This window comes from Bacillus sp. AR13-1 (assembly GCF_008042285.1).
Lineage (GTDB): Bacteria > Bacillota > Bacilli > Bacillales > Bacillaceae_G > Bacillus_A > Bacillus_A mycoides.
The window spans coordinates 190,098-214,873 of record NZ_QNUA01000006.1 but is presented as its reverse complement, the minus strand read 5'-3'; the positions used below and the strand labels follow the sequence as shown (position 1 = coordinate 214,873).

25 protein-coding genes and 2 pseudogenes are annotated in these 24,776 nt (G+C 35.9%); 6 read left to right on the top strand and 21 right to left on the bottom strand.

What is annotated here, in order from left to right:
- Positions 1–8: 8 nt before the first annotated feature.
- Both DN408_RS31885 and cspA read right to left on the bottom strand, forming a co-directional pair.
- Positions 9–226, bottom strand: a pseudogene (locus DN408_RS31885) (hypothetical protein).
- Positions 227–284: 58 nt separating this feature from the next.
- Positions 285–488, bottom strand: a complete 204-nt coding sequence (gene cspA, locus DN408_RS03875) for an RNA chaperone/antiterminator CspA (RefSeq protein ID WP_002011282.1) — start codon at positions 486–488, stop codon at positions 285–287.
- A gap of 276 nt (positions 489–764) precedes the next feature.
- On the opposite strand from cspA, the gene DN408_RS03870 reads away from it, so the two are divergent.
- Complete coding sequence (locus DN408_RS03870) at positions 765–1,259, top strand: DUF6584 family protein (RefSeq protein ID WP_002011284.1); 495 nt, start codon at positions 765–767, stop codon at positions 1,257–1,259.
- 136 nt (positions 1,260–1,395) lie between these two features.
- Here the strand turns inward: DN408_RS03870 and aceA are convergent, their stop codons facing one another.
- From aceA to DN408_RS03810, 11 genes and pseudogenes are all read right to left on the bottom strand, one after another.
- Positions 1,396–2,673, bottom strand: coding sequence for an isocitrate lyase (aceA, locus tag DN408_RS03865; protein WP_002125874.1), 1,278 nt, complete (start codon positions 2,671–2,673; stop codon positions 1,396–1,398).
- Between the two features lie 25 nt (positions 2,674–2,698).
- Positions 2,699–4,288: a malate synthase A gene (aceB, locus tag DN408_RS03860; RefSeq protein WP_078179197.1), complete on the bottom strand. Its 1,590-nt coding sequence runs from the start codon at positions 4,286–4,288 to the stop codon at positions 2,699–2,701.
- Between the two features lie 189 nt (positions 4,289–4,477).
- The gene (locus DN408_RS03855) at positions 4,478–5,140 is read right to left on the bottom strand and encodes an S-layer homology domain-containing protein (RefSeq protein WP_002168913.1); all 663 of its coding nucleotides are present in this window, start codon (positions 5,138–5,140) and stop codon (positions 4,478–4,480) included.
- Positions 5,141–5,503: 363 nt separating this feature from the next.
- Complete coding sequence (locus DN408_RS03850) at positions 5,504–6,154, bottom strand: S-layer homology domain-containing protein (protein ID WP_002168914.1); 651 nt, start codon at positions 6,152–6,154, stop codon at positions 5,504–5,506.
- A gap of 629 nt (positions 6,155–6,783) precedes the next feature.
- Positions 6,784–6,888, bottom strand: a pseudogene (locus tag DN408_RS31880) (S-layer homology domain-containing protein); the annotation flags it as partial.
- Positions 6,889–6,972: 84 nt separating this feature from the next.
- On the bottom strand, positions 6,973–7,650 hold the full coding sequence (locus DN408_RS03835; RefSeq protein WP_002011235.1) for an S-layer homology domain-containing protein: 678 nt from the start codon (positions 7,648–7,650) through the stop codon (positions 6,973–6,975).
- 77 nt (positions 7,651–7,727) lie between these two features.
- Positions 7,728–8,636 carry a DMT family transporter gene (locus DN408_RS03830; RefSeq protein WP_078179102.1) on the bottom strand — a complete coding sequence of 303 codons (909 nt, stop codon included), beginning with the start codon at positions 8,634–8,636 and terminating at the stop codon, positions 7,728–7,730.
- 96 nt (positions 8,637–8,732) lie between these two features.
- On the bottom strand, positions 8,733–9,998 hold the full coding sequence (locus DN408_RS03825; RefSeq protein WP_078179101.1) for a M48 family metallopeptidase: 1,266 nt from the start codon (positions 9,996–9,998) through the stop codon (positions 8,733–8,735).
- A gap of 219 nt (positions 9,999–10,217) precedes the next feature.
- On the bottom strand, positions 10,218–10,517 hold the full coding sequence (locus DN408_RS03820; protein ID WP_001006056.1) for a hypothetical protein: 300 nt from the start codon (positions 10,515–10,517) through the stop codon (positions 10,218–10,220).
- Positions 10,518–10,566: 49 nt separating this feature from the next.
- A complete protein-coding gene (locus DN408_RS32400; RefSeq protein ID WP_002125861.1) occupies positions 10,567–10,812 on the bottom strand; it encodes a hypothetical protein in 246 nt (81 codons plus the stop codon).
- A 10-nt stretch (positions 10,813–10,822) separates the two neighbouring features.
- Positions 10,823–11,671 carry a CPBP family intramembrane glutamic endopeptidase gene (locus DN408_RS03810; RefSeq protein ID WP_002125860.1) on the bottom strand — a complete coding sequence of 283 codons (849 nt, stop codon included), beginning with the start codon at positions 11,669–11,671 and terminating at the stop codon, positions 10,823–10,825.
- A gap of 139 nt (positions 11,672–11,810) precedes the next feature.
- On the opposite strand from DN408_RS03810, the gene DN408_RS03805 reads away from it, so the two are divergent.
- Positions 11,811–12,512 (top strand): response regulator transcription factor, encoded by a 702-nt coding sequence (locus DN408_RS03805; RefSeq protein WP_002011226.1) that lies wholly within the window; start codon positions 11,811–11,813, stop codon positions 12,510–12,512.
- Between the two features lie 9 nt (positions 12,513–12,521).
- Positions 12,522–14,264, top strand: coding sequence for an ATP-binding response regulator (locus tag DN408_RS03800; RefSeq protein ID WP_147739964.1), 1,743 nt, complete (start codon positions 12,522–12,524; stop codon positions 14,262–14,264).
- A gap of 153 nt (positions 14,265–14,417) precedes the next feature.
- Here DN408_RS03800 and DN408_RS03795 read toward each other — a convergent pair whose 3' ends face one another.
- Entirely contained in the window at positions 14,418–15,320 is a 903-nt protein-coding gene (locus DN408_RS03795) for an AraC family transcriptional regulator (protein ID WP_003187871.1), read from the bottom strand.
- 136 nt (positions 15,321–15,456) lie between these two features.
- On the opposite strand from DN408_RS03795, the gene DN408_RS03785 reads away from it, so the two are divergent.
- Complete coding sequence (locus DN408_RS03785; protein WP_078178109.1) at positions 15,457–15,942, top strand: RNA polymerase sigma factor; 486 nt, start codon at positions 15,457–15,459, stop codon at positions 15,940–15,942.
- 5 nt (positions 15,943–15,947) lie between these two features.
- Positions 15,948–17,072 carry an anti-sigma factor gene (locus DN408_RS03780; protein ID WP_078178110.1) on the top strand — a complete coding sequence of 375 codons (1,125 nt, stop codon included), beginning with the start codon at positions 15,948–15,950 and terminating at the stop codon, positions 17,070–17,072.
- 42 nt (positions 17,073–17,114) lie between these two features.
- Here the strand turns inward: DN408_RS03780 and DN408_RS03775 are convergent, their stop codons facing one another.
- Positions 17,115–18,092 (bottom strand): HD domain-containing protein, encoded by a 978-nt coding sequence (locus tag DN408_RS03775; RefSeq protein WP_078178111.1) that lies wholly within the window; start codon positions 18,090–18,092, stop codon positions 17,115–17,117.
- Positions 18,093–18,224: 132 nt separating this feature from the next.
- A complete protein-coding gene (locus DN408_RS03770) occupies positions 18,225–19,331 on the bottom strand; it encodes a metallophosphoesterase (protein WP_078178112.1) in 1,107 nt (368 codons plus the stop codon).
- A 34-nt stretch (positions 19,332–19,365) separates the two neighbouring features.
- On the opposite strand from DN408_RS03770, the gene DN408_RS03765 reads away from it, so the two are divergent.
- Positions 19,366–19,557 (top strand): hypothetical protein, encoded by a 192-nt coding sequence (locus tag DN408_RS03765; RefSeq protein WP_044741124.1) that lies wholly within the window; start codon positions 19,366–19,368, stop codon positions 19,555–19,557.
- 70 nt (positions 19,558–19,627) lie between these two features.
- Here the strand turns inward: DN408_RS03765 and DN408_RS03760 are convergent, their stop codons facing one another.
- The 5 genes from DN408_RS03760 to DN408_RS03740 all read right to left on the bottom strand — a co-directional run bounded on the left by DN408_RS03760 (position 19,628) and on the right by DN408_RS03740 (position 24,746).
- The gene (locus DN408_RS03760; RefSeq protein WP_147739963.1) at positions 19,628–20,701 is read right to left on the bottom strand and encodes a sulfate/molybdate ABC transporter ATP-binding protein; all 1,074 of its coding nucleotides are present in this window, start codon (positions 20,699–20,701) and stop codon (positions 19,628–19,630) included.
- 12 nt (positions 20,702–20,713) lie between these two features.
- Positions 20,714–21,571, bottom strand: coding sequence for a sulfate ABC transporter permease subunit CysW (gene cysW, locus DN408_RS03755; protein WP_078178114.1), 858 nt, complete (start codon positions 21,569–21,571; stop codon positions 20,714–20,716).
- 11 nt (positions 21,572–21,582) lie between these two features.
- A complete protein-coding gene (cysT, locus tag DN408_RS03750) occupies positions 21,583–22,410 on the bottom strand; it encodes a sulfate ABC transporter permease subunit CysT (RefSeq protein WP_002168928.1) in 828 nt (275 codons plus the stop codon).
- Positions 22,411–22,431: 21 nt separating this feature from the next.
- Positions 22,432–23,487 carry a sulfate ABC transporter substrate-binding protein gene (locus DN408_RS03745; RefSeq protein WP_078178115.1) on the bottom strand — a complete coding sequence of 352 codons (1,056 nt, stop codon included), beginning with the start codon at positions 23,485–23,487 and terminating at the stop codon, positions 22,432–22,434.
- Between the two features lie 233 nt (positions 23,488–23,720).
- Positions 23,721–24,746, bottom strand: coding sequence for an S-layer homology domain-containing protein (locus DN408_RS03740; RefSeq protein WP_147739962.1), 1,026 nt, complete (start codon positions 24,744–24,746; stop codon positions 23,721–23,723).
- Between the last annotated feature and the right edge of the window lie 30 nt (positions 24,747–24,776).

The following is a 24,776-nucleotide window of genomic DNA, read 5'->3' as shown; positions in this document are numbered from 1 at the left end:
CATTTCCTTCATTCTTCTTCATCCTCAAAAAACCTACTATTTTTTCTTCCAAGATTCTCTGTATCTCTTTCAACCTGTAATATGGTTCTTGATCTAAATACCGAGAATGAGACTTCCTCAAATCAATTACCGTCACTTTATCATTTTCATAAGTTTTCGAGTACGCCTTTATTTCTTCAATCATACTTTTTAGGCTGTCTTTATTACTAATATAAATATCGTATATCTCAACAACAAAAAAAGGATGGCATAAGCCATCCTTTTTTCTATAATAAACTATAAAATTATAGTTTGATTACGTTTTTAGCTTGAGGTCCACGGTTGCCATCTTCGATTTCGAAGCTAACTTTTTGGCCTTCTTCTAAAGATTTGAAACCATCAGTTTCGATTGCAGAGAAATGTACGAATACATCGTTTTCGCCTGGAACTTCGATGAAACCGAAGCCTTTTTCGTTGTTAAACCATTTTACTTGTCCTGTAACTGTCATAATTATTTCCTCCTACGAAAATACATTTTATTTAGTCTTCATGTATAAAAAAAGAATCCACACATTATCAAATTCGAAAAATAAACTAGTTCTCACATACTTTTTCCCGTTTGTTTTCGGCATTTGATAATATATGGATTGCTTAATTTAATTATTCAACTGGTATTATCATAACATACTTAAAATAGAATGTACAATCCTTTTTAAAAATAAAATTTCTAAATTTTATTATTTCTTATAAAATATAACCACACCTATTCTAATAAGGAGGCGTGTATGACAGAAATAATCCCTAAAAAAACATTAAAGAGAATTGAAAAAGATATTGAAAATAACAACCTTGGAAAAGCAAGAGATAGATTACACGGATTAATCACTACTTATCCGAATGAATTAGCACTTAGGAAAAAACTCGGTGACATTTACTTTACATTACAATACCCAGAAATGGCTGGACGGTATTGGTATCTTGAAAAAGAGAAAACAGATGTTATGCACGCGGCATGTCTACAATTTGAAAAATCGATGGGAAACGACTCTTATCATATTGTACGTGCTTTAAAATTCAAAGGAGATCGTAACATTATTACAGGACTACACACCGAACGTCCCTTACAGCCATTGCAGAAAAAAGTGATAGAGGAACTAATTGATGATTATGAAGAAACATGGAAAGACAAACTATTTACATGGGGCTGTCTATCATTATTCGCATTCCTTCTTTTTACTGCTATCGTTGGTATATTCACTATATTGGATTGGATATTTTAAATAGAAGTGAACGTCCCACAATACGACGACAAATAAAATTACATCAACTTTCCGACAAAGTTTAACAATGTCAGCGACGTAATAATAAATAAGAAAAGTGCCCCAAAAATATTTTTTGGGGCACCTACTTATACCTTTATTTCGTAAACTGTTCTTCTTCTGTGGATCCCTTTAGAGCAGTCGTTGATGAAGTACCGCCTGTAATCACTTGTGCTACTTCATCAAAGTATCCTGTTCCTACTTCGCGTTGATGGCGCGTTGCAGAGTAACCGTATTTCTCTGCTGCGAACTCTGCTTGTTGTAATTCAGAGTACGCTGCCATGCCGCGCTCTTTATAACCACGCGCTAATTCAAACATGCCGTAATTTAATGAATGGAATCCAGCAAGCGTTACGAACTGGAATTTATAACCGTACGATGCAATTTCTTTTTGGAAGCTTGCAATCGTTTTTTCATCTAATTTTTGTTTCCAGTTAAAAGAAGGGGAACAGTTGTAAGCAAGTAGCTTCCCTGGATATTTCTTATGAATTGCGTCCGCAAAGCGTTTTGCATCTTCTAAATTTGGCTCCGACGTTTCACACCAAACGAGATCTGCATACGGCGCATACGCTAAACCACGTGCAATTGCTTGATCAAGACCTGCTTTCGTATGATAAAACCCTTCTGGCGTTCTTTCACCTGTAATAAACTCTTGATCAACTGGATCGATATCGCTCGTAATTAAATCTGCCGCATCTGCATCTGTTCTTGCGACGATAATTGTTGGTACACCCATTACATCCGCAGCAAGACGTGCTGAAATTAAATTACGCACCGCTGTTTGCGTCGGTAATAATACTTTTCCGCCTAAATGCCCGCATTTTTTCTCTGAAGATAATTGGTCTTCAAAGTGCACGCCAGATGCACCCGCTTCAATCATCCCTTTCATTAATTCAAATACGTTTAACTGTCCACCAAACCCAGCTTCAGCATCCGCCACAATTGGAACGAAATAATCCGTATCACCGCTACCTTCCATATGCTGAATTTGATCAGCACGTTGAAGTGTTTGGTTAATTCGTTTTACAACAGCTGGCACACTGTTCGCTGGGTATAAGCTTTGGTCAGGATACATATGTCCAGAAAGGTTCGCATCTGCCGCTACTTGCCAACCGCTTAAATAAATTGCTTTTAATCCAGCCTTCACTTGTTGCATCGCTTGGTTTCCTGTTAATGCCCCAAGTGCATTAATATAATCTTCTGTATGAAGTGATTTCCAAAGCTTCTCTGCACCGCAGCGCGCTAACGTATGTTCAATATCAATCGATCCGCGCAGACGAATTACATCTTCAGCTGTATATGGACGTGTTATCCCTTTCCAGCGCGTATCTAATTCCCAGCTTTCCTGCAATTTATCAATTCTTTCGTTTTTCATATGTTCCATCCCCTTTTCTTGTTTCTTATAAAATTTCATAACCCGGTAATGTTAAAAACGGCATGAACTCGTTATTACGAACAAGGTTTGTAAACAGTTTTGTAGCTTCTTCAAATCTCCCCTTATTAAATGCTTCCTTACCAATCTCTCTTTCTATTTTTGCTAGTTCTTCTTCTTTCAATTCTTCCATTAATTTAAAAGTGATATTACGGCCATCACTTAGCTTTCCACCCTCATGACGAATCCACTGCCATACTTGTGCTCTTGATATTTCTGCTGTTGCTGCATCTTCCATTAAGTTATAAATTGGAGCTGCTCCCCGCCCGCTTAACCAAGATGCAATATATTGAATACCGACGTTAATATTCGTGCGAAGACCACCTTCTGTAATCGTTCCCATCGGTACTTCTAATAAATCCTTTTCTGTTACACGTATTTCTTCACGCTTTCTAAAAATTTGATTTGGCGTTTTCATTATGTGATTAAATACTTCCATTGCAACCGGTACAAGTCCCGGGTGGGCAACCCAAGTCCCATCATGACCGTCTAAAGCTTCGCGCTCCTTATCAGCACGCACTTTCTCGAAAGCTGCCTCATTTGCTTCTGGGTCATTTTTAATTGGGATTTGCGCCGCCATCCCTCCGATTGCTGGCGCGTTACGACGATGACACGTTTGAATAACTTTCAAAGAATACGCGCGCATAAACGGCGCTGTCATCGTGACTTGCGCTCTATCCGGAAGTAAAAATTCATTATGATTACGGAAGCTCTTTAAGAAACTAAATATATAATCCCATCGTCCGCAGTTTAAACCAGCAGAATGATCTCTTAGTTCATACAAAATTTCATCCATTTCAAATGAAGCGTGAATCGTTTCTATTAACACAGTCGCTTTAATCGTTCCGTTCGGAATACCGATATACTTTTGAGCGAATACGAAAACGTCATTCCATAATCTTGCCTCTAAGTAACTTTCCATTTTCGGTAAGTAAAAGTATGGGCCACTTCCTTTTGCTAAAAGCGTCTTCGCATTATGGAAAAAGTACAAACCAAAATCTACTAAACTGCCAGACATGTTCTTGCCATCAACTTGCGTATGTTTTTCTTCTAAATGCCACCCTCTCGGACGCACAATTAATACAGCTGTTTTACTATTTAAACGATATTCTTTTCCGTTTTCATTTTTATGTGAAATCGTTCCCTCATTCGCATCTCGTAAGTTAATTTGACCTTCGACAGCATTTCTCCAAGTTGGTGCATTCGAATCTTCAAAGTCTGCCATAAAAAGATGTGCTCCTGAATTTAAAGCGTTAATGACCATCTTTCTATCCACCGGACCAGTAATCTCCACGCGGCGATCCTCTAAATTTTTCGGAAGCTGGGCGATTGTCCAATCCCCTTCACGTATATGCTTTGTTTCTTCTAAAAACGTAGGAAACTCCCCTGCATCAATTCTTTTTTGTTTCTCCACACGCTTTTGTAAAAGTTCCGTGCGGCGTTCATTGAAATTTTCATGCAGTTCCTTTAAAAAACTAAGCGCCTCAGGTGTCAATATTTCGTTGTACGCTGGTAACATTTCTCCGGCCAGTGTAACCCGTGAAGTTTGCGTCGACATATTAGCATCCCCTTCTTAAACTGTCTTATAACAGATTTGATTTTATGTTTTATATTATATAACAAATCTTTGGAAAAGGAAGTTTTTTTTGAAAATTTAATCACTTTTTTTACAAAACTGTATTCTTCCACCGGCATTACACATAAAAAAGAAGCCAGTGTTATACAACACCGGCTCCTTTTTTATTATTTATTCAAACATTGAGTTAAATAAGAACTGTGCATATTGTTCACGTGTTACTTTCATGTTCGGAGCGAAGTTACCCTTTCCATCTCCTACTGAAATACCATTTGAACCTACTGCATTAATAGCATTTTCTGCCCAATGTCCCTTTGGTACATCTTTAAATCCTGCTGGTCCTTGTACCTGTAACCCAAATGCTCTCGTAAGAACTTGCGCCATTTCTGCACGTGTTAACGTAGCTTTTGGTCTGAAGTTTCCATTCTCGTCACCTGTAAAGATACCTAATTCTGTTACTGCTAAAACTTCAAAAGGAAACATCGTTGAGTTGTCATCAACAATATCATTATACGGGCTTTCTAATACCTCATCTTCACCAAATTGTTCATCAAGATCTAGTGCGCGATAAATTAAAGCGGCTACTTGTTCACGATTTACGTTATGTCCAAAACCGAACACACCATTTCCGTAACCAAGCATAATTTCATGTTCTGCTAAAGTTTGAATTGCTTCATAAGACCAATGTCCTGCTGGTACATCTTTAAATGTAACAGGAGCAGCTTGTTGTTGTTTCACAGCTACTTCAGCATTTGCTGTAGTACCTTGTCCACTTAATCCAATTCCACCCATAATTGTTAAAGCTGTTGCTACTTTTAAAATCTTTTTCTTCACTGTATTCTCTCCCTAAAAAAAACATATTTTTTTCTAATATAAAGAATTTATGGAAAAGTAACAATACACTTATCTATATAATGTTTGTCTAATTTGTGAACTGTATTTCACATACTTATCTTTATACTTAATTAACAATAAAGTTACTAAACCGTACTTTTCCCCCATAAAAAGTAACTATAATTAACCTGTTTTTTCCATAAACACTAACCGCAGAACTATGAACAGCAGAATAAATATACAGATAAACAATTTAAAATAAGAAAAAAGCGCGTAATTCCCGCGCTTTTTTTAAAAGAAATATGATATATTAATATAATTTTATTTTTCTTGTACTATATCTTTAAAAACTTCCGTTTCATGTTATTCATCTTTCAAATTAAAATTAATAATAGCTTTATTTAAAAATGTTGCATATTGCTCACGTGTTACAACTTTATTTGGTTCAAACTTTCCATTCCCTGTTCCTACTATGACATTATTAGCTTGCAGAGCACTAATTGCATTTTTTGCCCAGTAATTATTTGGTACATCTTTAAATGTATGCTGTTGCTTCGCTTCAAAGGAATATGTCTGTGTAAGAACTTGCGCTACTTCTGCACGTGTTATTGTTTCTCTAGGTCTAAAGTTCCCCTTCTCATCACCTTTAAAAATACCGCGCTCTGTTAATGCTAAAATTTCATTTGGAAACATTGTTGATCTTTCAGAAATATCCTTATAAGGATTTTTTAATGGGCCTTCATGTTTTATATTAAGTGCGCGATACAGTATTGCCGCCACTTGTTCACGGGTTACATTATCACCTACACCAAACTTTCCATTTCCATAACCTAGCATAACTTTATGATACGCCACTTCTATAATATATTCATATGCCCAATGGTCTACTGGAACATCATCAAATACAATCATTTCTGGATATTCTTCTGCTTTTATATTAGGAACATTTGCGCTTACCAATACTCCACTCATAATAGTCGCTGCCGCCATTATACGGAACATTTTTTTCTTCATTGTCCTCTCTCCTTCATTTCCACTTTATTAAAAGTGGAAAATAATAGACTAAATTCTTTTCCCATATTACATATGCTGCATTTGCAAACCGTATGTAATATATTGCATTTTTAACATCTATTATTTTGAAGATTACTAGGTGAGCCAATTCGCTCTCAATTCCAATTGGTATTCTGAATTGCATGCAAATCATTTGAAGAAATATTCTTATCTTTGCGCTCTAGTTTCTCTATTTAATTTTCAAAAAGGATAAACAAAAGCTTTTGCAAAGATGTTATATATACAATATTCTACTATCTACTAATCAAGTCCTTCACTTATAAAAATTTCACTTTATAGACAAAAAAAGCGCAAATATCATATTTGCGCTTTTTTCGAGCTTCATAGATTAATCGTTTACGTAGAATCTATGAAGTGCATTATTTAAGAACTTCGCATACTGTTCACGGGTTACAAGTTTTTCTGGTTCGAATAAAGTGAAACTTTAATCAGTTGGGGTTTTGTTCATCCCCCACTGATTATTAGCTCTCACCAATCGGGCGTTTACGGGCAGCAGGGCTTCCACCTAACTTCTTTGCTCCATCTAAATTTTGAGGTGGGAGTTTTATTGCCCACAAATAGCGGGATAAACCATTACCAGTTCCAACTATAGCTTTATTAGATTGTAAGGTGCTTATCGCATCTTTAGCCCAATGGTCTTCTGGTATGTCAGTAAATGTATGTTTTTCTTTCACTTAGAAAACCTTTAGTTCTAAAAACTTCACCTTTCAGACAAAAAAGTACAAGTATAATCTACTTGTACTTTTTTATACTCTTATTTATTCCCATTTCCCTGGTGAATTATAAATTGCTTGTTGTAGAAACTTAGCGAATTGCCCACGTGTAACGAGCATTTCAGGCTCGAACTTACCATCTCCGGTTCCTACTACGACTTTATTAGACTGCAATGCACTAATTGCATCTCTTGCCCAATAGTTTTCTAGTATATCTGTAAATGTATGCGGATGCTTTGCTTTTAACGTATATGCTTTCGTTAAAATTTGTGCTAATTCTGCACGAGTCAATGTTGCTTTCGGACGGAAATTCCCATTTTCGTCTCCTTTAAAAATACCAAGGCTTGTTAAATGTAAAATTTCGTAAGGGAACATTGTTGATTTCCCACTAATATCTCCATATGGATTCTCTTCAAATGGACTTCTTTTTAAATTGAGTGCGCGATGTAGTACTGCTGCTGCTTGTTCACGTGTTATATTATCTTCTACCCCAAACTTACCGTTTCCATATCCATACATAATACGGTGATATACTAAATTCATAATTTCATTATAAGCCCAATGATCATTTGCTAAATCATCAAATTCTAGCATAATATCAGGTGGAGGTGGAGATTGTTGAATTCCATCTGTATTTGCTGAAACAATATTACCGCTAACAAATATCCCCCCTATTAAAGTTAATGATGTCGCTATCTTTAATAACTTTTTCATCTCTCTCATCCGCCTCTTCCTTTATTTTCCTACTTTTATATTGTACAAAAAATAAGAAAATTCTCAATACGTTAGGAGGTAATTTTTCACACTTCATAATACGTATTTTCTTTTACCACCACTTTTTCATCCTTCGTTTTTCGAAAAGTAAACGCCATTCCTACAAATATAAGAATAATCCCTACAATTTGCATACTAGTCGGTCTAAAACCGGTAAAGACCGTATCTAACAAAATTGCAACCGCAGGATCTAAAAACACTAATACCGAAATTAATCTCGTCGATAAACCTCTTAAACTGTCAAAAAACAAGTAATATACAAATCCCGTATGTATAAGTCCTGTCACTGTGATCATCATCCAGTTCATCTCTGTTAATCCTTGAAACTTCCCGAAGTCTACGAATGGTAGCAATAAAAATATACCCAAAAAAGTTTGTAAAAATGTCATCGCATATGCACTCGTATGCTTAATTCCTTTTCCGAGCAACGTTGTAAATGCATAAAATAAAGCTGCAAGAAGCGCCCACACCATTCCAGACGACATAAGTTTCTCAAGCGACATACTTCCATCTACCCCAGCTACTAAAACTGTACCGATGAAACATATGGTAATGGACAGAACCGCAAATGCTGTTAACCTCTCTTTAAATACAATACTACCAATCATTAATACGATGATCGGTGCAAGATGATATACAGAAATCGCAATTGTAATCGACATGACTTCAAACGCTTTAAATAAAAACACCCAGTTAAAAACGAGAAATACGCCACACGCTAATATTTGTACAATTTCTTTTTTATTCCATTTCTCATTTTTATATTGTCCTGTTGCAAACCAACATAGCGTTAAAAATAAAGTCGCACAAATACAACGAATAAATACTAATTCAAAAGATGGTAAACCCGTTTGGACAGAAAAAAATCCAATCGATCCGAAAATAGACATCGAAAGGATCATTTTTATAGCCGGCATTGATTTTGAATGAAACAAAATATTAACCTCCTAAATATTTAACTGAATATTCTACGTATTATACACTATAATTTTCCAAAACTCGAATCATCCACAATAAAAAGAAGCAGTACACTACTGCTTCTTCTGTTTTTCATATTGTTCAAACGTATGAATTCTTTCGAAAATTGGCGGATGTGTGTATAAGAAAAATTTCACTAACGCAGGTGGATTTACTTGGCTTAAACTTGTTTTTGATAAGTATTGAAAAGTTTTCACACCTGAATTTCCATCTTTCGTCATATCTAAAGCGTATTGATCTGCCGCTCGTTCTTCTATACGAGAGACGTAGTTTGTTGCTGGTTGTGACGCAAAGGATAGTACAGAAGAAATTAAGAAAAATAAAGGTAAAATCGAGAAACATGCCATTTTGGAAATTTGCAGCGTATCTCCCCATTTTCGAATACACATATTTAAAATACGACTAATTAAATACATACCTATAAACGATATGAAAATATAACTCGCAACGCCCCAATATATATGTTTCATTACGTAATGTCCCATTTCATGGGCCATAATAAATAAAATCTCTTTATCTTTTAATTGCTGAAGTGTTGTATCCCACATTACAATACGAAGGTTTTTTCCAATTCCTGTTACATATGCATTTAACGCATTCGTTTTTTCCGACATATTTACTTCATATACATGTTCAGATGGAATATCAGCTTTATCTGCGATCGCTAAAATTTTCGTTTCTAATTCCTTATTTTTCAGCGTTGAAAAATCATTATAAAGTGGATCAATTACAACAGGTTGCACAAACGTTAAGAAAATCGTAAACGGGACAGAGAGCGCCCATCCTGCTAGCCACCATCTCTTCGGGAATTTACGGATGAGCCATAACAAAACCGTAACAATGAGTAACATAGTCGCATAGTTCACCCAAAAATCGATGACATGATCTTTTATCCAGCTTTGTGTGCTTTGCGTAGATATTCCGTAATCAACGGACACTTTACGCCCGATCCATTGCATCGGTAATGCAAGAACTGTTGTTAGTAGTGATAAATAAAAGAAATAAATCGCAACTTGTAAGACATTTATTTTGGTCGTTTCCTTCGACCATTTCTCAAACTTTTTTGAAATACCGAGCACGAGTACAAATAATAAAATAATCCATTCAAGAGGCGTCGCTAAAAAGAACAGTAAGTTTTTCACGCGCGAATAATCTTGGCTTAGCGTAAGCTCCCTCGCATTCATAAAAGTTTCTGGATCTGCACTCGTTCCTTTATACATGTCCGGAATGAGTTCATGATTCCATCCAAATAAATACCAATATATAAGTAACGCAAACCCAACGTACAAAAAAAACGACCACCCAATAACTTTCCTCACGCTATTCCCTCCTCTATGCTGCCTGTCTATTATTATTGTAAGTTCGTACATGCTAAATTAGAACAAGCTTATTATGAGAATTGCTCGAGAGCCTTCTACTTACATAAAAAAACTCTTCTACATAAGAAGAGTTTCACCTACCTTTAGACACTTTATTCGGTTCATGGGATAAGAAATGCACTGGCAAACCGCCTTTTAGATAAAATAAAGAGCCTCTCCTTAAGGAAGTACATCTATTAACAAACTAAAATCTTGCAAAGAAAAAGAACTATATTTCATAATACCTTGTACAGTTAGAAGTAAAATAAGACCCATCACACACATATAATTAATACTTTCTTCATGCTTTTTCTCAGCAACTACTCCGCCCGTTATGCATAAAATCCCTAATAAATGGAGCGCTAAATACATAAAAAAGTAAGCTTCCTCCCAGCGAAGAACAACATTTACTGTCGTAATCAATACTAAACTCAGTACAATCAAATAAAAAAACTTATTTGACGATATTGTTTCATTCATATAATTTTATACATCCCTTTCAAATTTCGAATTAATAATGATTTAGTTTTCATAAAATAAAAGTCCCCATCACTTTCTCAAACATTTTATGAGCCCTAACATAATTCACTTCATTTTTTACATACTGTCTGAAGATGCGCTTCATCATTTCTTCTATAATAAAGCTGACTATTATTAATGTCCCTAACACGATAAAAAGAAAAATAATATTTCCTGTATCATTATTGATGGAAAAGTACTTATATCTAATAGAAGTACAATAATCTATCATTTCCTTCAATATTTTCTCAAACATCTTCTCTACCTTACTTATCTCCTGCTATACTCGAAAAGCTCTTTTCCTTCTCCGCATATATAACAGGCACTTCTTTACTCCAATATTTGCGATTCACAAATAAAAAGATGAGCACTAAGTTTAATCCTGTCATAAAAATAATTAATCCTGGAAAGAATGTCGTATAGTTCGAAAAATCGGCAAAACTCATTATCTTTTCTCTACTTACTAAAAAAGAAGAACTAAGCACAAGCGCATTGTTTAACATATGAATAGCAATTGGCATGAGCAAGCTTTTCGTACGAATATATACGATTGATAGTACGATGCTAAACACAACTGCACCAAGGAAATCAACATGTAAGCAAGCAAATAAAAGTGCTACAACGACCATTGCTATACTAGTACCCCATTTTGCTGCAAAACGCTGCAGTAAAAACCCTCGAAAAACAAACTCTCCGACAATAGGCGCGATAAATACAACCCTAATAAATTGAAATACATATCCCCCAGTACTATCTATAATCGGTTCATGCAAGGCATTCATAATAAAATCTGGTGTAATCCATGCAAAGCTGTACATATATAAAATAAGATAGCCGTAACTAAACATACAAAGCATAATCGCGATGTACAAAACTTGCACTAGGTTAAATGTTTCGTTTCTATTAATAAATAATGAAAATGAAACACGATGCTTTCTATATCCGTAAAAAAGCCAGATTATTGGAAGGATATAAAATATAAGCATATTTATAAAAGATGAATTCTGTATATGAAATGTATTTTCTAGCACTTCATTACTACTTTGTGCTATTAAAATTAGTAATGCAAATACAATTAAAAAATATCTAGCTCGCATCGTTTGAAACGGATTCACATTCATCTCCTCCCCATGTTACTTTTATCATATCATTTGAATCTTAATTTTTTGTGAAAGAAAACCTTAAAATTTCCTTAAAAATTCCATAAGTTACAAAAAGATGATATGATATTCGAGGAAATTAGGAGGGATTCATATGTATCACGCAAATATTCTACTCATTGATGATGAAACAGCAATTTTACAATTACTAACTACCATTCTTGAAAAAGAAGGTTTTTCTCATATTACAACTGCAACATCTGCGGAAATAGCCTTATCTCTCACCGAGCAAAACAATTACGATTTAATTATTTTAGATGTAATGCTTCCTGGACAATCCGGTTTTGACATTTGTCCAATCCTTCGCCAAAAAACGGATTGCCCTATCTTCTTCCTAACAGCAAAAACATCTGATGTAGATAAAATTTCCGGATTTTCATACGGTGCGGATGATTACATTACGAAACCATTTAATCCACTAGAAGTAGTCGCTCGTATGAAAGCTCAACTCCGAAGACATATGAAACAAAACATACAAGAACAAAGAATATACTCCTTTTCTTTTGGGAGATTTGAAATTGATCAACATTCTGCGGAACTAACAGTAGATGGAAACGTTGTCGAATGTTCCGCTCAACTCTTTCAACTACTACTATTCTTTTGTGAGAATCCGAACTACGTATTTTCGAAGGAAGAATTATATGAAAAAGTTTGGGGAGCACCTGCCTATAATGGAGATGATAATACTGTTATGGTTCACATTCGAAAACTACGTGAAAAAATTGAACAAGATCCAAGTAAACCAGAATACATAAAAACAGTTCGTGGACTTGGCTATAAGTTCATTACAAAGTAGGTTAAAGATATGAATTTTAATAAACGACTTATAATCCAGTTTATTTTACAACACGTTTTTGTCTTAGTTACATTACTTATCGCAGTAATTGCTTCTTTTTCTTATTTAATTTTTCTTCTTAATAGTACTTTATATGAACCTAATATTTCTGATTATGATACCTTTACAATCTCCGAATATATTTCTTCTGAAGACAATAACATTACTTTAAAATCTAAGGTAAAAGATTTAATAACAGAAAAGAGTGATTGGCTTCAAATTGTAGATGAAGATGGAAAGGTCCTTTACAACTTTAATACGCCTAACGATGTTCCGACCTCTTACACAAAGACATCCTTACTTACGTATTTACAGAATAGTAACAACAATATTTATAAATTTAACTATTGGGAAATTAAATTAGAAAAGAAACCAGTGATCGTTATTTACGGTGCCAAACTAAAAAGTAATGCATTACTAAAAACGATACAACAAGGACACCCTTCTTTATCATTAAATGAATTTGCATTAACTGAACAAGAAAAACAATTACTTTCTAAAGAAAAAGCAACACTGCAAATATTTAATAACAATGGCGAAGAAGTTTTTTCCTATCCAACTGGGAAGAAAAAAACATTTTCGGCTATAAAAACGGCTCTTAATGAAAAAGAACCGTGGAATTATAAAGAAAATACATCTAGTTTTTACGATTCAAATAGCGGTCATCTCGTCGTTGTATCCGCCCCAAACGCTCATTATTATCCAGATGATGAATTAGATGATATATTTACCAAGAAACTTCTAATCGGATGCAGCTTAATCCTCCTTATTGTGTTTGCTTATTTAGTCATTCTTTCAATTTGGTATGGAAATAAGTTTGGAAAGCCTTTATTACACACGATGCGCTGGCTTAAAAACATAGCCGGAGGAAAATATGAAGAACCTGTTAGTAAAAAAGGCAAACCTGTTCGGTTTCGGCGCTCCGGTAAAGAAAAATGGTCGTTCCGCATATTTAAAGATGTTACAAACTCACTAGAGCACCTTTCTATTACTTTGAAAAAGAACGATGCAATGAGAAAAGTACTGCAACAAACACGTGAAGAGTGGATTACCGGCCTGACGCATGATCTAAAAACACCGCTTAGCTCTATATACGGCTATGCATTATTACTAGAATCGAAGCAATATAATTGGACGGATCAAGACATTCAACAATTTGGCCATGTAATGAAAGAAAAATCTCAATATATGACTACATTAATTGACGACTTAAGCTTAACATATCAATTAAAAAATGATACTCTGCCTGCGCAACACGTAAATGTTGAAATTAATCAGTTCGTCCGAAAAGTACTATTACAATTTATTAATAACCCGACACTACAAAATCAAAACATTGAATTCGTGCCAAGTTCAAGCAAAATCCAATATTTTATTGAAGAAAAATGGTTCCAACGTATTATCGAAAACTTACTCGCAAACGCTGTAAAACATAATAATGAAACGACAAACGTAATCGTAAAACTTTCGCAAAATGCAAATTCATTTACACTATCTATTTCAGATAATGGAAAAGGTATGGATGATAAAACGAAAGAACTTCTATTCGAGCGATATTACAGAGGAACGAATACAGAAGAAAGCAACATCGGAACTGGACTTGGTCTCGCCATTACAAAACAGCTCGTTCATGCCCATAACGGAACGATTTTCATTGATAGTGAACTTGGAAAAGGAACGACGATTATACTTATGTTTCCGTTTAGTTCGTAGAAAAAGGTGCTTTTATAAAGCACCTTTCTCTTTTCAGAGCAGCGCGCTAGTAAATGAAATTATATCGACTTAACTATAAAATACAACAATAGTAGCAACCTATTAATAAAAGAAGACCGTCCAAAAATACCTTTTGAACGGTCTTTCTTTCTATTATTTCTTCTTCACCGGTATCCAAAGTTCAATTTGAGCGAACTCACTTTTATCTGCATGGGAACGTTCATCGTATAGCTCAAACTCATTAACGCCGCAATGTTCGTATCCTGAATGCGGGAACCATTCTGAGAATACTGCATTCCACGTTTGGTGAATAGACGATACCATTTCTTCATGAGGAACTTTCGGCGTTGTAAATACTGCATATGTCGCCGCTGGGAATGTACGCTTTGCAACTGCATTTGGTACATTTTCAAAGTCTGTAACTTCCATTCCGATAATATAAGTGAAGTCCCCTGTTTCTAAATTAAAATCAGTACATAATCCAAGTTCTACCCATTGGCTCGTATCTTTACGATTCGGAATCGTCGTTCCAAGATCTTTTTGTAAATATTCTTGCCAAAATGCTGGAATGTCTTGGTGGTTTTTTCCTTCTTTACTTGTCGTCTTCAGCTCATAACCCGCCATTAAAAATTCTGGTTTATTTACAATACGATATTCCATTTGTATGCCCCCTAAATATGGATTTAATTTTCTTTGTTTTACATTCACTCTATAATACATTGGTGTTTCGATTTCTTGTTTTCGATATTCACTTGGTGTCATTTGAAATAATTTTTTAAAGGCTCTCGTGAACGTTTCGTGAGATTGAAAGCCATGCTCAAATGCGATATCAATAACTTTTTCATCCGTATGAGAAAGTTGATAAGCTGCCCGGGCTAACCTCCTCTTTCGAACATACTCCATTACTGTATCGCCTACTAACGCCTGGAATACACGATGAAAATGCGACTCAGAAAAACCTGCAACACATGCTAAATTACGCAGCGTTTGTTTTTCCATTACATCTTCCTCAATATAATCAATTGACCTTTGAATTTGTGTTTCATAGCTTTCCATCTCTGTTCACCCGCCTTATATGTATTATGATAAAAGAGAATCCTATCCAATTCTTGACGTTTTTTACTATAATTCCATAAAAATTGTAACTTTTTTATATGTATTTCGTTGTTATGTATGAAGGGAGGGAAATGTAGTGAAACGCAAACAATCATTAGAAGAAATTTACTCAGAGCATATGCAAGATTTATTTCGCTATCTTCTCTCCCTAACCGGAGATTCTCATAGTGCTGAAGATCTCATGCAAGAAACATTTTACCGAATGCTCGTCCATATTGACTATTATAAAGGAGAAGAAATTAGGCCGTGGTTATTTACAATCGCCTACAACGCCTTTATCGATTGGTACCGAAAAGAAAAGAAGTATAAAACAACGCAAATTAAAGAATTCCACTTACCAAACGTGCCAAGTACAGAACACTCTTATTTCGTAAAACATGAGATTGCTAGTTGGTTACAAAGTATATCCTCACTTCCGCTCGAAAGAAGAAATGTGTTGCTACTACGAGATTACTACGGATTCTCCTATAAGGAAATAGCAGAAATGACTAACCTCTCGTTAGCAAAAGTAAAAATTGAATTACACCGAGGACGAAAAGAAACGAAAAGCCTAAAGGAGTGATACAGATGAGTTGTGCAGAGTTTAAAAAACTGTGGGAGAAGTACGAAAAAGGAACGCTCACACAGGATGAACAAGAGCAGTTAGAAAGTCATATTGAGACTTGCGAAGAGTGTGAAGTACATTTGGATGAATTGCTTGCGAAGAGCGAGCCGATAAAGAAAAGGTTACCACCAAAAGATCTTAAAGTTCCTTTTTGGAGGATTAAATGGAAACATCGTTTACAAACACTTGGTTTTATACTAGCAATTTGTATCTTTATATATATGATCGGAGGGGTATTATCTGCCTTTTATTTTCAAGCTAATAATGATAAACGACTAAAAGAAATACGAGATGTTCCCTCTCTTGCACTTGAAGCAACTATCCCAAACAGCCGCGTTATGGGCGGTGGAACAAGTGTAGAAGCTTTCTTTCGAACAAACAGCCAATTTGATTTAGTGAAAACGATTGGTAAAAAAGAAATGCCACTCGGTACAATAGAAACGAGCAGCTTCTTATCTTCTTTAAATATCACAAATCAATCTTGGGTGAATATGCACTATCAACCGAACATCCACTTTGTTCATCCAAAAATAAAACAAGGTGATTATTTGAAAGAAGCATCTAAAAAGGTTTGGGATACACTTGCAAAGGTACATGAGGGAACCGTTGCAGAAGTAGCAATATCTTTTGACAAACCTTACACTTTACAGGAATTAGAACCACTTTTATATGGCGTATTTGAAGCACAAGAACTCCCTCCAACTCCTGTATGGTACGCCTTAGATACGGGACAAGAAAGAATAAACGAAGAAGATTTCATCCTATCTGTGGACGAATTTATAGGATTTCCAGAACATATAGGATTCCTTGATGATGAAACAGAAAATCTGAAAACACAAGAGGCTAAAGTTATTGAAATGATGCGTATTCTTTCTACGCATGAAAAAACTGTAAATAAAGTTGCTATGCTACCTGCGGGGCAGCTGAACTTAGATAAACGTTATAAATATGTAAAAGATAACGGTGTAAAAGTATACGGCATTGTCATTACTGGGCCGTCGAAAGAATTATTAAAATTACAAAACTCCCCGCACGTACGTTATGCGACTCTTGGAGATATTGAGGTTTGGAATTGGTTTGATCATTAATGAGAAAAAGATAGAGCATCCCTATTGGATGCTCTACCTTTTTTACTCAGAAATCACTTTCACATACATCCCTCTTACTGCTTTTTCATAAGCGATATCGCTCATCTGTCTTATGTTTTCTGACACAATAGACGATTGAACAACTTCCCCTTCATAAAGTAACGGAGGATCAATAAGACGCACTTTATTTTTCTGATGTAGATCATACTCATTTCTATCTTCTTTTACTTCTATACTTGGATGAACTTTTCTTAATAAATCATCTACTTCTTTATCTTTACATAGCTGCAATTTCGATATAAGCTCATGATCTTCAAGAAGAAAATCATCTGTATGGATTATCTTTTTATGAAAAGCTAACTTTAACGTTTTAGCTAACATATCGTTTCCATAAATATTCATTGGTTTCATAAAGAAATCAATTACTTCTTTGTAATACGTTTCTGTAAACCATTCTGCTATTTCGATATTTTGAATGACCATTTTCCCATCTACTTCGATTACATCCTCTAAAAAACTATGAACTTCTTCTAAAGAAATATATCCATATGTAAACATATCCCGTAATGTGTAATCCACTCGGTCTGCACATAATTCTGGCGCAGATCTTTCAAGTAATGTCCACTTCGAATCATCTAACAAAATATCTTCATAGTTATAACCATGTTTTGAAAGAATCGCCGGGATTTCCGAGTTTTTCACGACAGCACTAAATATTTCTTCATGATAACTTTCATTTTCGTTATCAAAAACGTAATCGATCACATGGGAAAAAGCAGTATGCGATACATCATGTAGTAAACCAGCAATCTGTTCTTCTACTGAACCACCAAGTTTTTTAATTAACAACATAGCACCAACTGAATGATCAAAACGTGTTACATTCCATTTCTCATTCATTAAGTAACTTGCTCCGGCCTGATGAACCCCTTTCAGCCTTTGCACAGGTTTACTTAAAATTAATTCTTCTAACACTTTATCTACTTTAAACTCACCGTATATGACATCTAATATGATCACTTAAAATCCCCCTTTTCAAGCAGAGTCTTCTTATAGTATCTCTTTTTCCAGAGAGTAAATAAAGAACCTCAATCGAATATTTTGTACCTTTAAATAAAAAATAGAGAGCACTCAGCTCTCTATTTCACAACCCTATTCAAATGTAACTTCAACCTGCACAATCTCAGATCTACTTCCCAGTCTAAGCGGTGGTCCCCAGAATCCAAATCCAGAAGAAACAATTGCGTGGAATGCACCTTTTTGTGCGTATCCCCAGTCTAGTTCGTACATTCTTCTCGTCACAATATGGTTCGGAGCCATTTGTCCGCGATGCGTGTGACCGGATAATAATAAATCAACGCCAGCCTCCGCTGCTTGTTTTAACTCGAATGGTTGATGATCCATTGCGATAACTGGCATAGATTTATCTACCGTACTCATTAGATTTTCAAAACTTTGGCGATCTCGCTCTGTTTTATCTCTTCTTCCAACGAGATAAAAATGATCTTCAATTGTAATCACTTCATCTAACAGAATACGAATATCAATCTTATCCATCTCTTGTAAAAATTCAGGAACCGCTCTTCCATAATACTCGTGGTTTCCTAACACACCATATACGCCTAATGGAGCTTTCATCTGTTTCATGATTGGTCCCATATTTTTCTGAATGAACACACCTGGATGATCGTCGATAATATCACCAGGCAGTAAAATAATGTCGGGCTCCATTTCATTTACATGACGAACGAGTCTCTTTAAATGCGAAACACCAGACAGTTTACCGAAATGCATATCAGAGGCCATCGCAATGCGTAAACTTTTACGCCCTTCTACTTTTTTCGGTATGTGCACTTCGTACTTTCTTACTACTGGACTATATGCGTTGAATACTCCATACGCAAAAATAAAGATGAACGCAAGTAACACGGCCGATCCTGTCCAAACAATTGCCGTCTCTTTCTCCATTGAAAACTGTAGAAGGAAAACTGTAATATCGGCTAACGGCAATAACATAAGCGCGTATTGTATGACCGCAAACCAAATTGAACCGACCGTTCGCAGGAAAGGAAGAAATTTAAACACTTGTACGAGAATATACGCATATGAAATAAATCCGACTATGAAAGCGTAATATCCCCAAGATTCCCAGCCGAATACCGCATGAAGCCAAACCCATCCGTTCCAGCCGATGTAAAACATGAGTAGTGTGTATACAATTAAAATAGTGAATATATTGAGATAACGAAAACTTTTCACAGCCAGCCTCCTTATTGATTTCTTCTATTATAACTTGTTATGCACGTTTAACGTAAATATTAAGCACATCAATCTTCACAATAAAAATATTGATAAACACATCGTTTTAAAGTTTTTAGGAACGGCTGTAATGGGCATTTTAGAATCTTACGTGTTGGATGAAATTGACATTGATGTTGCGTTTATTGCGACGCAGGTTGGGGAATTGATGAGGCGGAATATATAAAAATCAGACATTCACGTAAACAAAGAAAAGCCGCACCTATAAATACTCATATAGGTGTGGCTTTTCACTATTAAATCACAAAATCCTCCGGAATAAACACCTTCACTTCTCTCGGCTGTACGTATACAAAGTCACCAGCTTGAATGTTCAGCTGTCTAAACTGCTCTTTACTAATTTCTGCTTCTAGATACTCATCTGTTCCGTCGCGCTTCAATTCTACATATACGACAGGGCCAACTGCATGTGAGTATGTTACTTTCGCCGGGATGGCATCTATACTTTGTTTCGTACGATCGATTGATAAGTGATGTGGTCTTACGTATCCCACTCCGTCTACGTTTGAAACGTGCTTATGCTCTGGTGCTTCTAGTTCCACCGATCCTACATTTAGTTTACCTTTATGAACGCGGCCGTGAAATAAATTCACGTTTCCTAAAAAGTCATATACGAACGGACTTGCTGGTTTTTCATATACTTCTTCCGGCGTTCCCATTTGTTCAATGCGTCCTTCATTCATTACAACGATGCGGTCCGCAACGTCTAACGCTTCTTCTTGGTCATGCGTTACGAATACGCTCGTAATTTGAAATTCGTCATGTAGTTTCCGGAGCCATCTTCGCAATTCTTTCCGTACTTTCGCATCAAGTGCACCGAACGGTTCATCTAGCAATAAAATTTTCGGTTCGACTGCAAGTGCCCGGGCTAGTGCGATACGTTGGCGTTGTCCGCCAGATAATTGCGCTGGATAACGTTTTGCGAAACCATCCATTTTTACTAGTTTCAATAGTTCTGTTACTTTTTCTTTTATTACTTCAGCTGAAGGTCGTAAGTTTTTCTTTCTTACTTTTAAACCGAAAGCGATATTTTCAAATACATTCATATGTTTAAAAAGTGCATAGTGCTGGAAGACGAAACCGATTTGCCGGTTTTTCACGTGAATATCAGTTAAATCTTCCCCATCAAAAGAAATCGAACCTCCATCCGCTTCTTCTAGTCCTGCAATAATTCGTAATAACGTCGTTTTCCCAGAACCTGATGGGCCTAATAAGGCAACAAGTTCTCCTTTTGGAATATCTAAATGAATGTCTGTCAGCGCTTGAAATGTACCATATTGTTTTGATACATTTTGAATTTGAATACTCACCGCACTCACTCCTTATTGTCGTTTTTCCATTCTCCATTCAATCCAGTTTTTTATAACGAGCGTAAAAACTGCGATGAGTGACATTAAAGTCGCCACAGCGAACGCTGCTGAAAATTGATATTCATTGTACAAAATTTCAATATGAAGCGGCATCGTATTTGTAACGCCGCGCACGTGACCAGATACAACGGAAACGGCGCCGAATTCACCAATGGCCCGGGCATTACATAAAATCATGCCGTATAAAAGGCCCCATTTTATATTCGGAAGCGTAACGTGCCAAAACATTTTCCAGCCGCTTGCGCCAAGTGATAGAGCCGCTTCTTCTTCACTCTTCCCTTGCGCCTGCATTACCGGGATTAATTCACGTGCAACGAACGGAAACGTAACAAAGATTGTCGCAATGATAATGCCAGGGACAGAGAAGATGAGCTTTATCCCGTGTTCCAATAACCATCCGCCAAGAGCCGCACGAGGTGTGAAAAGTAAAACGAATACTAATCCTGCGATAACTGGTGATACAGCAAACGGCAGTTCAATAAGAGATAATAATACTTGCTTTCCTTTAAACTGAAACTTCGTAATAAGCCAAGCTGCTGCTATTCCGAATATCGTATTCAGCGGTACAACAATTAATGCAACGAGAAGTGTTAACCTGATTGCCAAAAATGCTTCTTGATCTGTTACAGCGGCAATATATACATCAATTCCTCGTTCGAACGCTTTCATAAAAATTGTCACGAGCGGCAGTAATAGAAAGAGAGATAAAAATAAAATTGTTATCGTAATGAATAGAATTGGTACAAATTTAGATTCTTTTTTAACTGATACGCTTTTTACTATTTTCTTTTCTAATAATGTTGGTTCCATTTTCTCCCCTCCTATTCACTTTTCAGTTCATGCCTTCTGCTCCAAGTTTGAATCATATTAATAAATAGTAGGAAAAGGAGAGAAATAATAAGCATCACAGCCGCTACAGCTGTTGCGCCTGCATAATCATATTGTTCTAGTTTCGTCATAATCATAAGCGGTGCGATTTCTGTTTTCATCGGCATATTACCTGCAATGAACACGACAGATCCATATTCCCCTAACGCCCGAGCAAAGGCGAGTGAAAAACCAGCAAGTAGAGCCGGGAATATTTCTGGCAAAATAATTTTCACAAATATTTGAAAGCGTGATGCCCCTAAACTAGAAGCTGCTTCTTCTACTTCTTTATCAATACTTTGCAGCACTGGTTGCACCATTCGAACGACAAATGGTAAGCCAATAAACGTAAGCGCCACAATAATGCCGAGCTGAGTAAAAGCTACTTTTATATGAAACACACTAAATATTTTTCCAATAAAGCCATTTTCCGCATAAAGCGTCGTAAGTGTAATACCAGCTACAGCAGTCGGAAGAGCGAATGGTAAATCGATTAGTCCGTCTAATAACCGCTTCCCTGGAAATGTGTAGCGAACGAGTACCCAAGCAATTAATAAACCAAAAATGGCATTTACGATTGCCGCTGCAAGTGAAGTTGTGAAACTTACTTGATAGGAATGCAACACACGCTCACTCGTTATAACTTGTGCGAACTTCTTCCAGCCTAGCTGCGAAGTTTGAATAAATACGATAGAAAGTGGTATAAGTACGAATAAGCTCATATACAGCATTGTAAATCCAAGAGATAATCCAAACCCTGGTAAGACACGCTTCTTCCTCATATAACGTCACCTCATCCCCCCTTATTTTTTATACATTTGATCGAATACGCCGCCATCATTAAAATGCTTTTCTTGTGCTTTTTTCCATCCTCCAAATAGTTCATCAACTGTAAATAATTGAACTTTCGGAAATTGTGATGCGTACTTTTCTGCTACTTTTTCATTACGAGGGCGATAAAAGTTTTTCGCCGCAATTTCTTGCCCTTTTTCTGAATACAAATATTCAAGATATCCTTCTGCTACTTTTTTCGTTCCTTTTTTATCAACGACTTTGTCTACAACTGCTACTGGCGGCTCGGCAAGTATACTAATCGAAGGTGTTACAATTTCGAATTTATCTTTTCCAAGTTCTTTTTGTGATAATAACGCTTCATTTTCCCAAGCGATTAACACATCACCAATTCCTTTTTCAACGAAAGTCGTCGTTGCCCCGCGTGCTCCTGAATCTAGTACTTCTACGTTTTTATAAATTTGACCGACAAACTCTTTCGCTTTCTCTTCACTATTGTTATATTTCTTCAGTGCGTATTCCCACGCCCCTAAATAGTTCCACCGTGCTCCTCCAGATGTTTTTGGATTCGGTGTAATGACAGACACACTTTTTTTCGTCAAATCATCCCAATCTTTAATTCCTTTCGGGTTTCCTTTTCTCACAAGAAATACAATCGTTGATGTATACGGAGTAGAATTATCCGCAAGTCGCTTCTGCCAATCTTCTGCTAGTTGTTTCTTCTTACTAATCGCGTCAATATCATAAGCGAGCGCTAATGTTACAACATCTGCTTCTAAGCCGTCAATAACGGAGCGTGCCTGACTTCCAGATCCCCCGTGTGATTGCTTTACATTTACTGTTTGACCATGCTTCTCTTTCCAATACTTCGCAAAGTCTTTATTGAAATCTTGATATAACTCACGCGTTGGATCATATGAAACATTTAAAAGTTCGACTGTCTTCTTATCTGCACTTCCTTCAGAATTGTTAGTGGATGTTGCCGAACCACACCCTGACAAAAGGACAAATGCTGATAATAAAACACCTGTACTTTTCATTAATGCTGTCTTACTCCACTGTTTCATATATAAAGCCCCCTTAGTTTGTACAATAGAAAAAGGCACACAATCTATTCACAAAAGTGAACGTTGTGCGCCTTCAGTTTCTCTGATGAGCTTCTATTGTATTCTGTTTGATTTCTTTCCATTTTAATTCCGTAATTCACATGTGTCAACTTGGAATTCGGAATTATTATATAAGAAACTTCATACAAGCTAAAAATCAGCGGGAATAGAATCCCACTGATTTTAGTTTCGATTTATTTCTTTAACTTATCTGTCTTTGCAATAAATTGAGCTGCTTCTGCGCGGCTTACCGATTTATCTGGAGCCCATCCATTATCTGTTCCAACTGAAATATTTTCTTGGATTAAAATGTTCGCATACTTCGTACCCCAATGATCTTTTAAATCAGCAAATTCTTTTGGTAGTTTAATATTTTCATTTCTTTCTAATTTATATGCATTCACAAGCATAGAAGCCATTGATGCACGGTTAATTAGCCTGCTCGGATTAAAGTTACCCTTATCATCACCTTTTACAATGCCAGCTTTTTCAACTGCTGCGATGTATGGTGTAGCCCAATGATTTTGCGCGTCAGAGAATGATGGCTTCGCATCTTTATTAATTTCTAATCCTAAAACAGTAGCTAATATTTTTGCTGCTGAACCACGATCGATATTTTCAGCTGGTGCAAATGTACCATCTGGCTTACCGTGTACTGCCTCTTTGTCTACTAAATATTGAACTGACCCCTGTGCCCAAGTTGGTACATCTGAGAACTTAGATTTCTGTTCAATTGCACTCGCATCGATTTCAAACTGCACTTGATATTTATGATCATATTTAATTGCTGGAATTAATATATGCATTTGCATATTATATTTTTTCGAGAACTCATCGATTTCAAATTGAACAACCTTCGTACCATTATTTGTTTTATCTTCAGAGATCACTTTCACATCATGGAATGTCCCTACTTTATTAGTATCTTCTACTCTAAGGTACTGGAAATAGCTACTATCTTGAATTGTTAACGTAACGATTTTTTTGTCACCTTGAATTGTTACTTTTGCATTTTTTAAATACGTAGAAGCAACAGATGTTTCATTCGTTTGATCTTTATAAGTTTTTAAAATAACGTCATATGTACCATCTGCAAGTTTGCTATTTGCTTTCATTTCAACCGCTGCATCTGCTTTCGCAATAGGTACCATGATACCGCTAAATGGAACTGCTAAAGTTGCTGCTATAACGAATGCATTAATATATTTTTTCTTAATCATTATCAATATGACATCTCCCTTTATATGAAT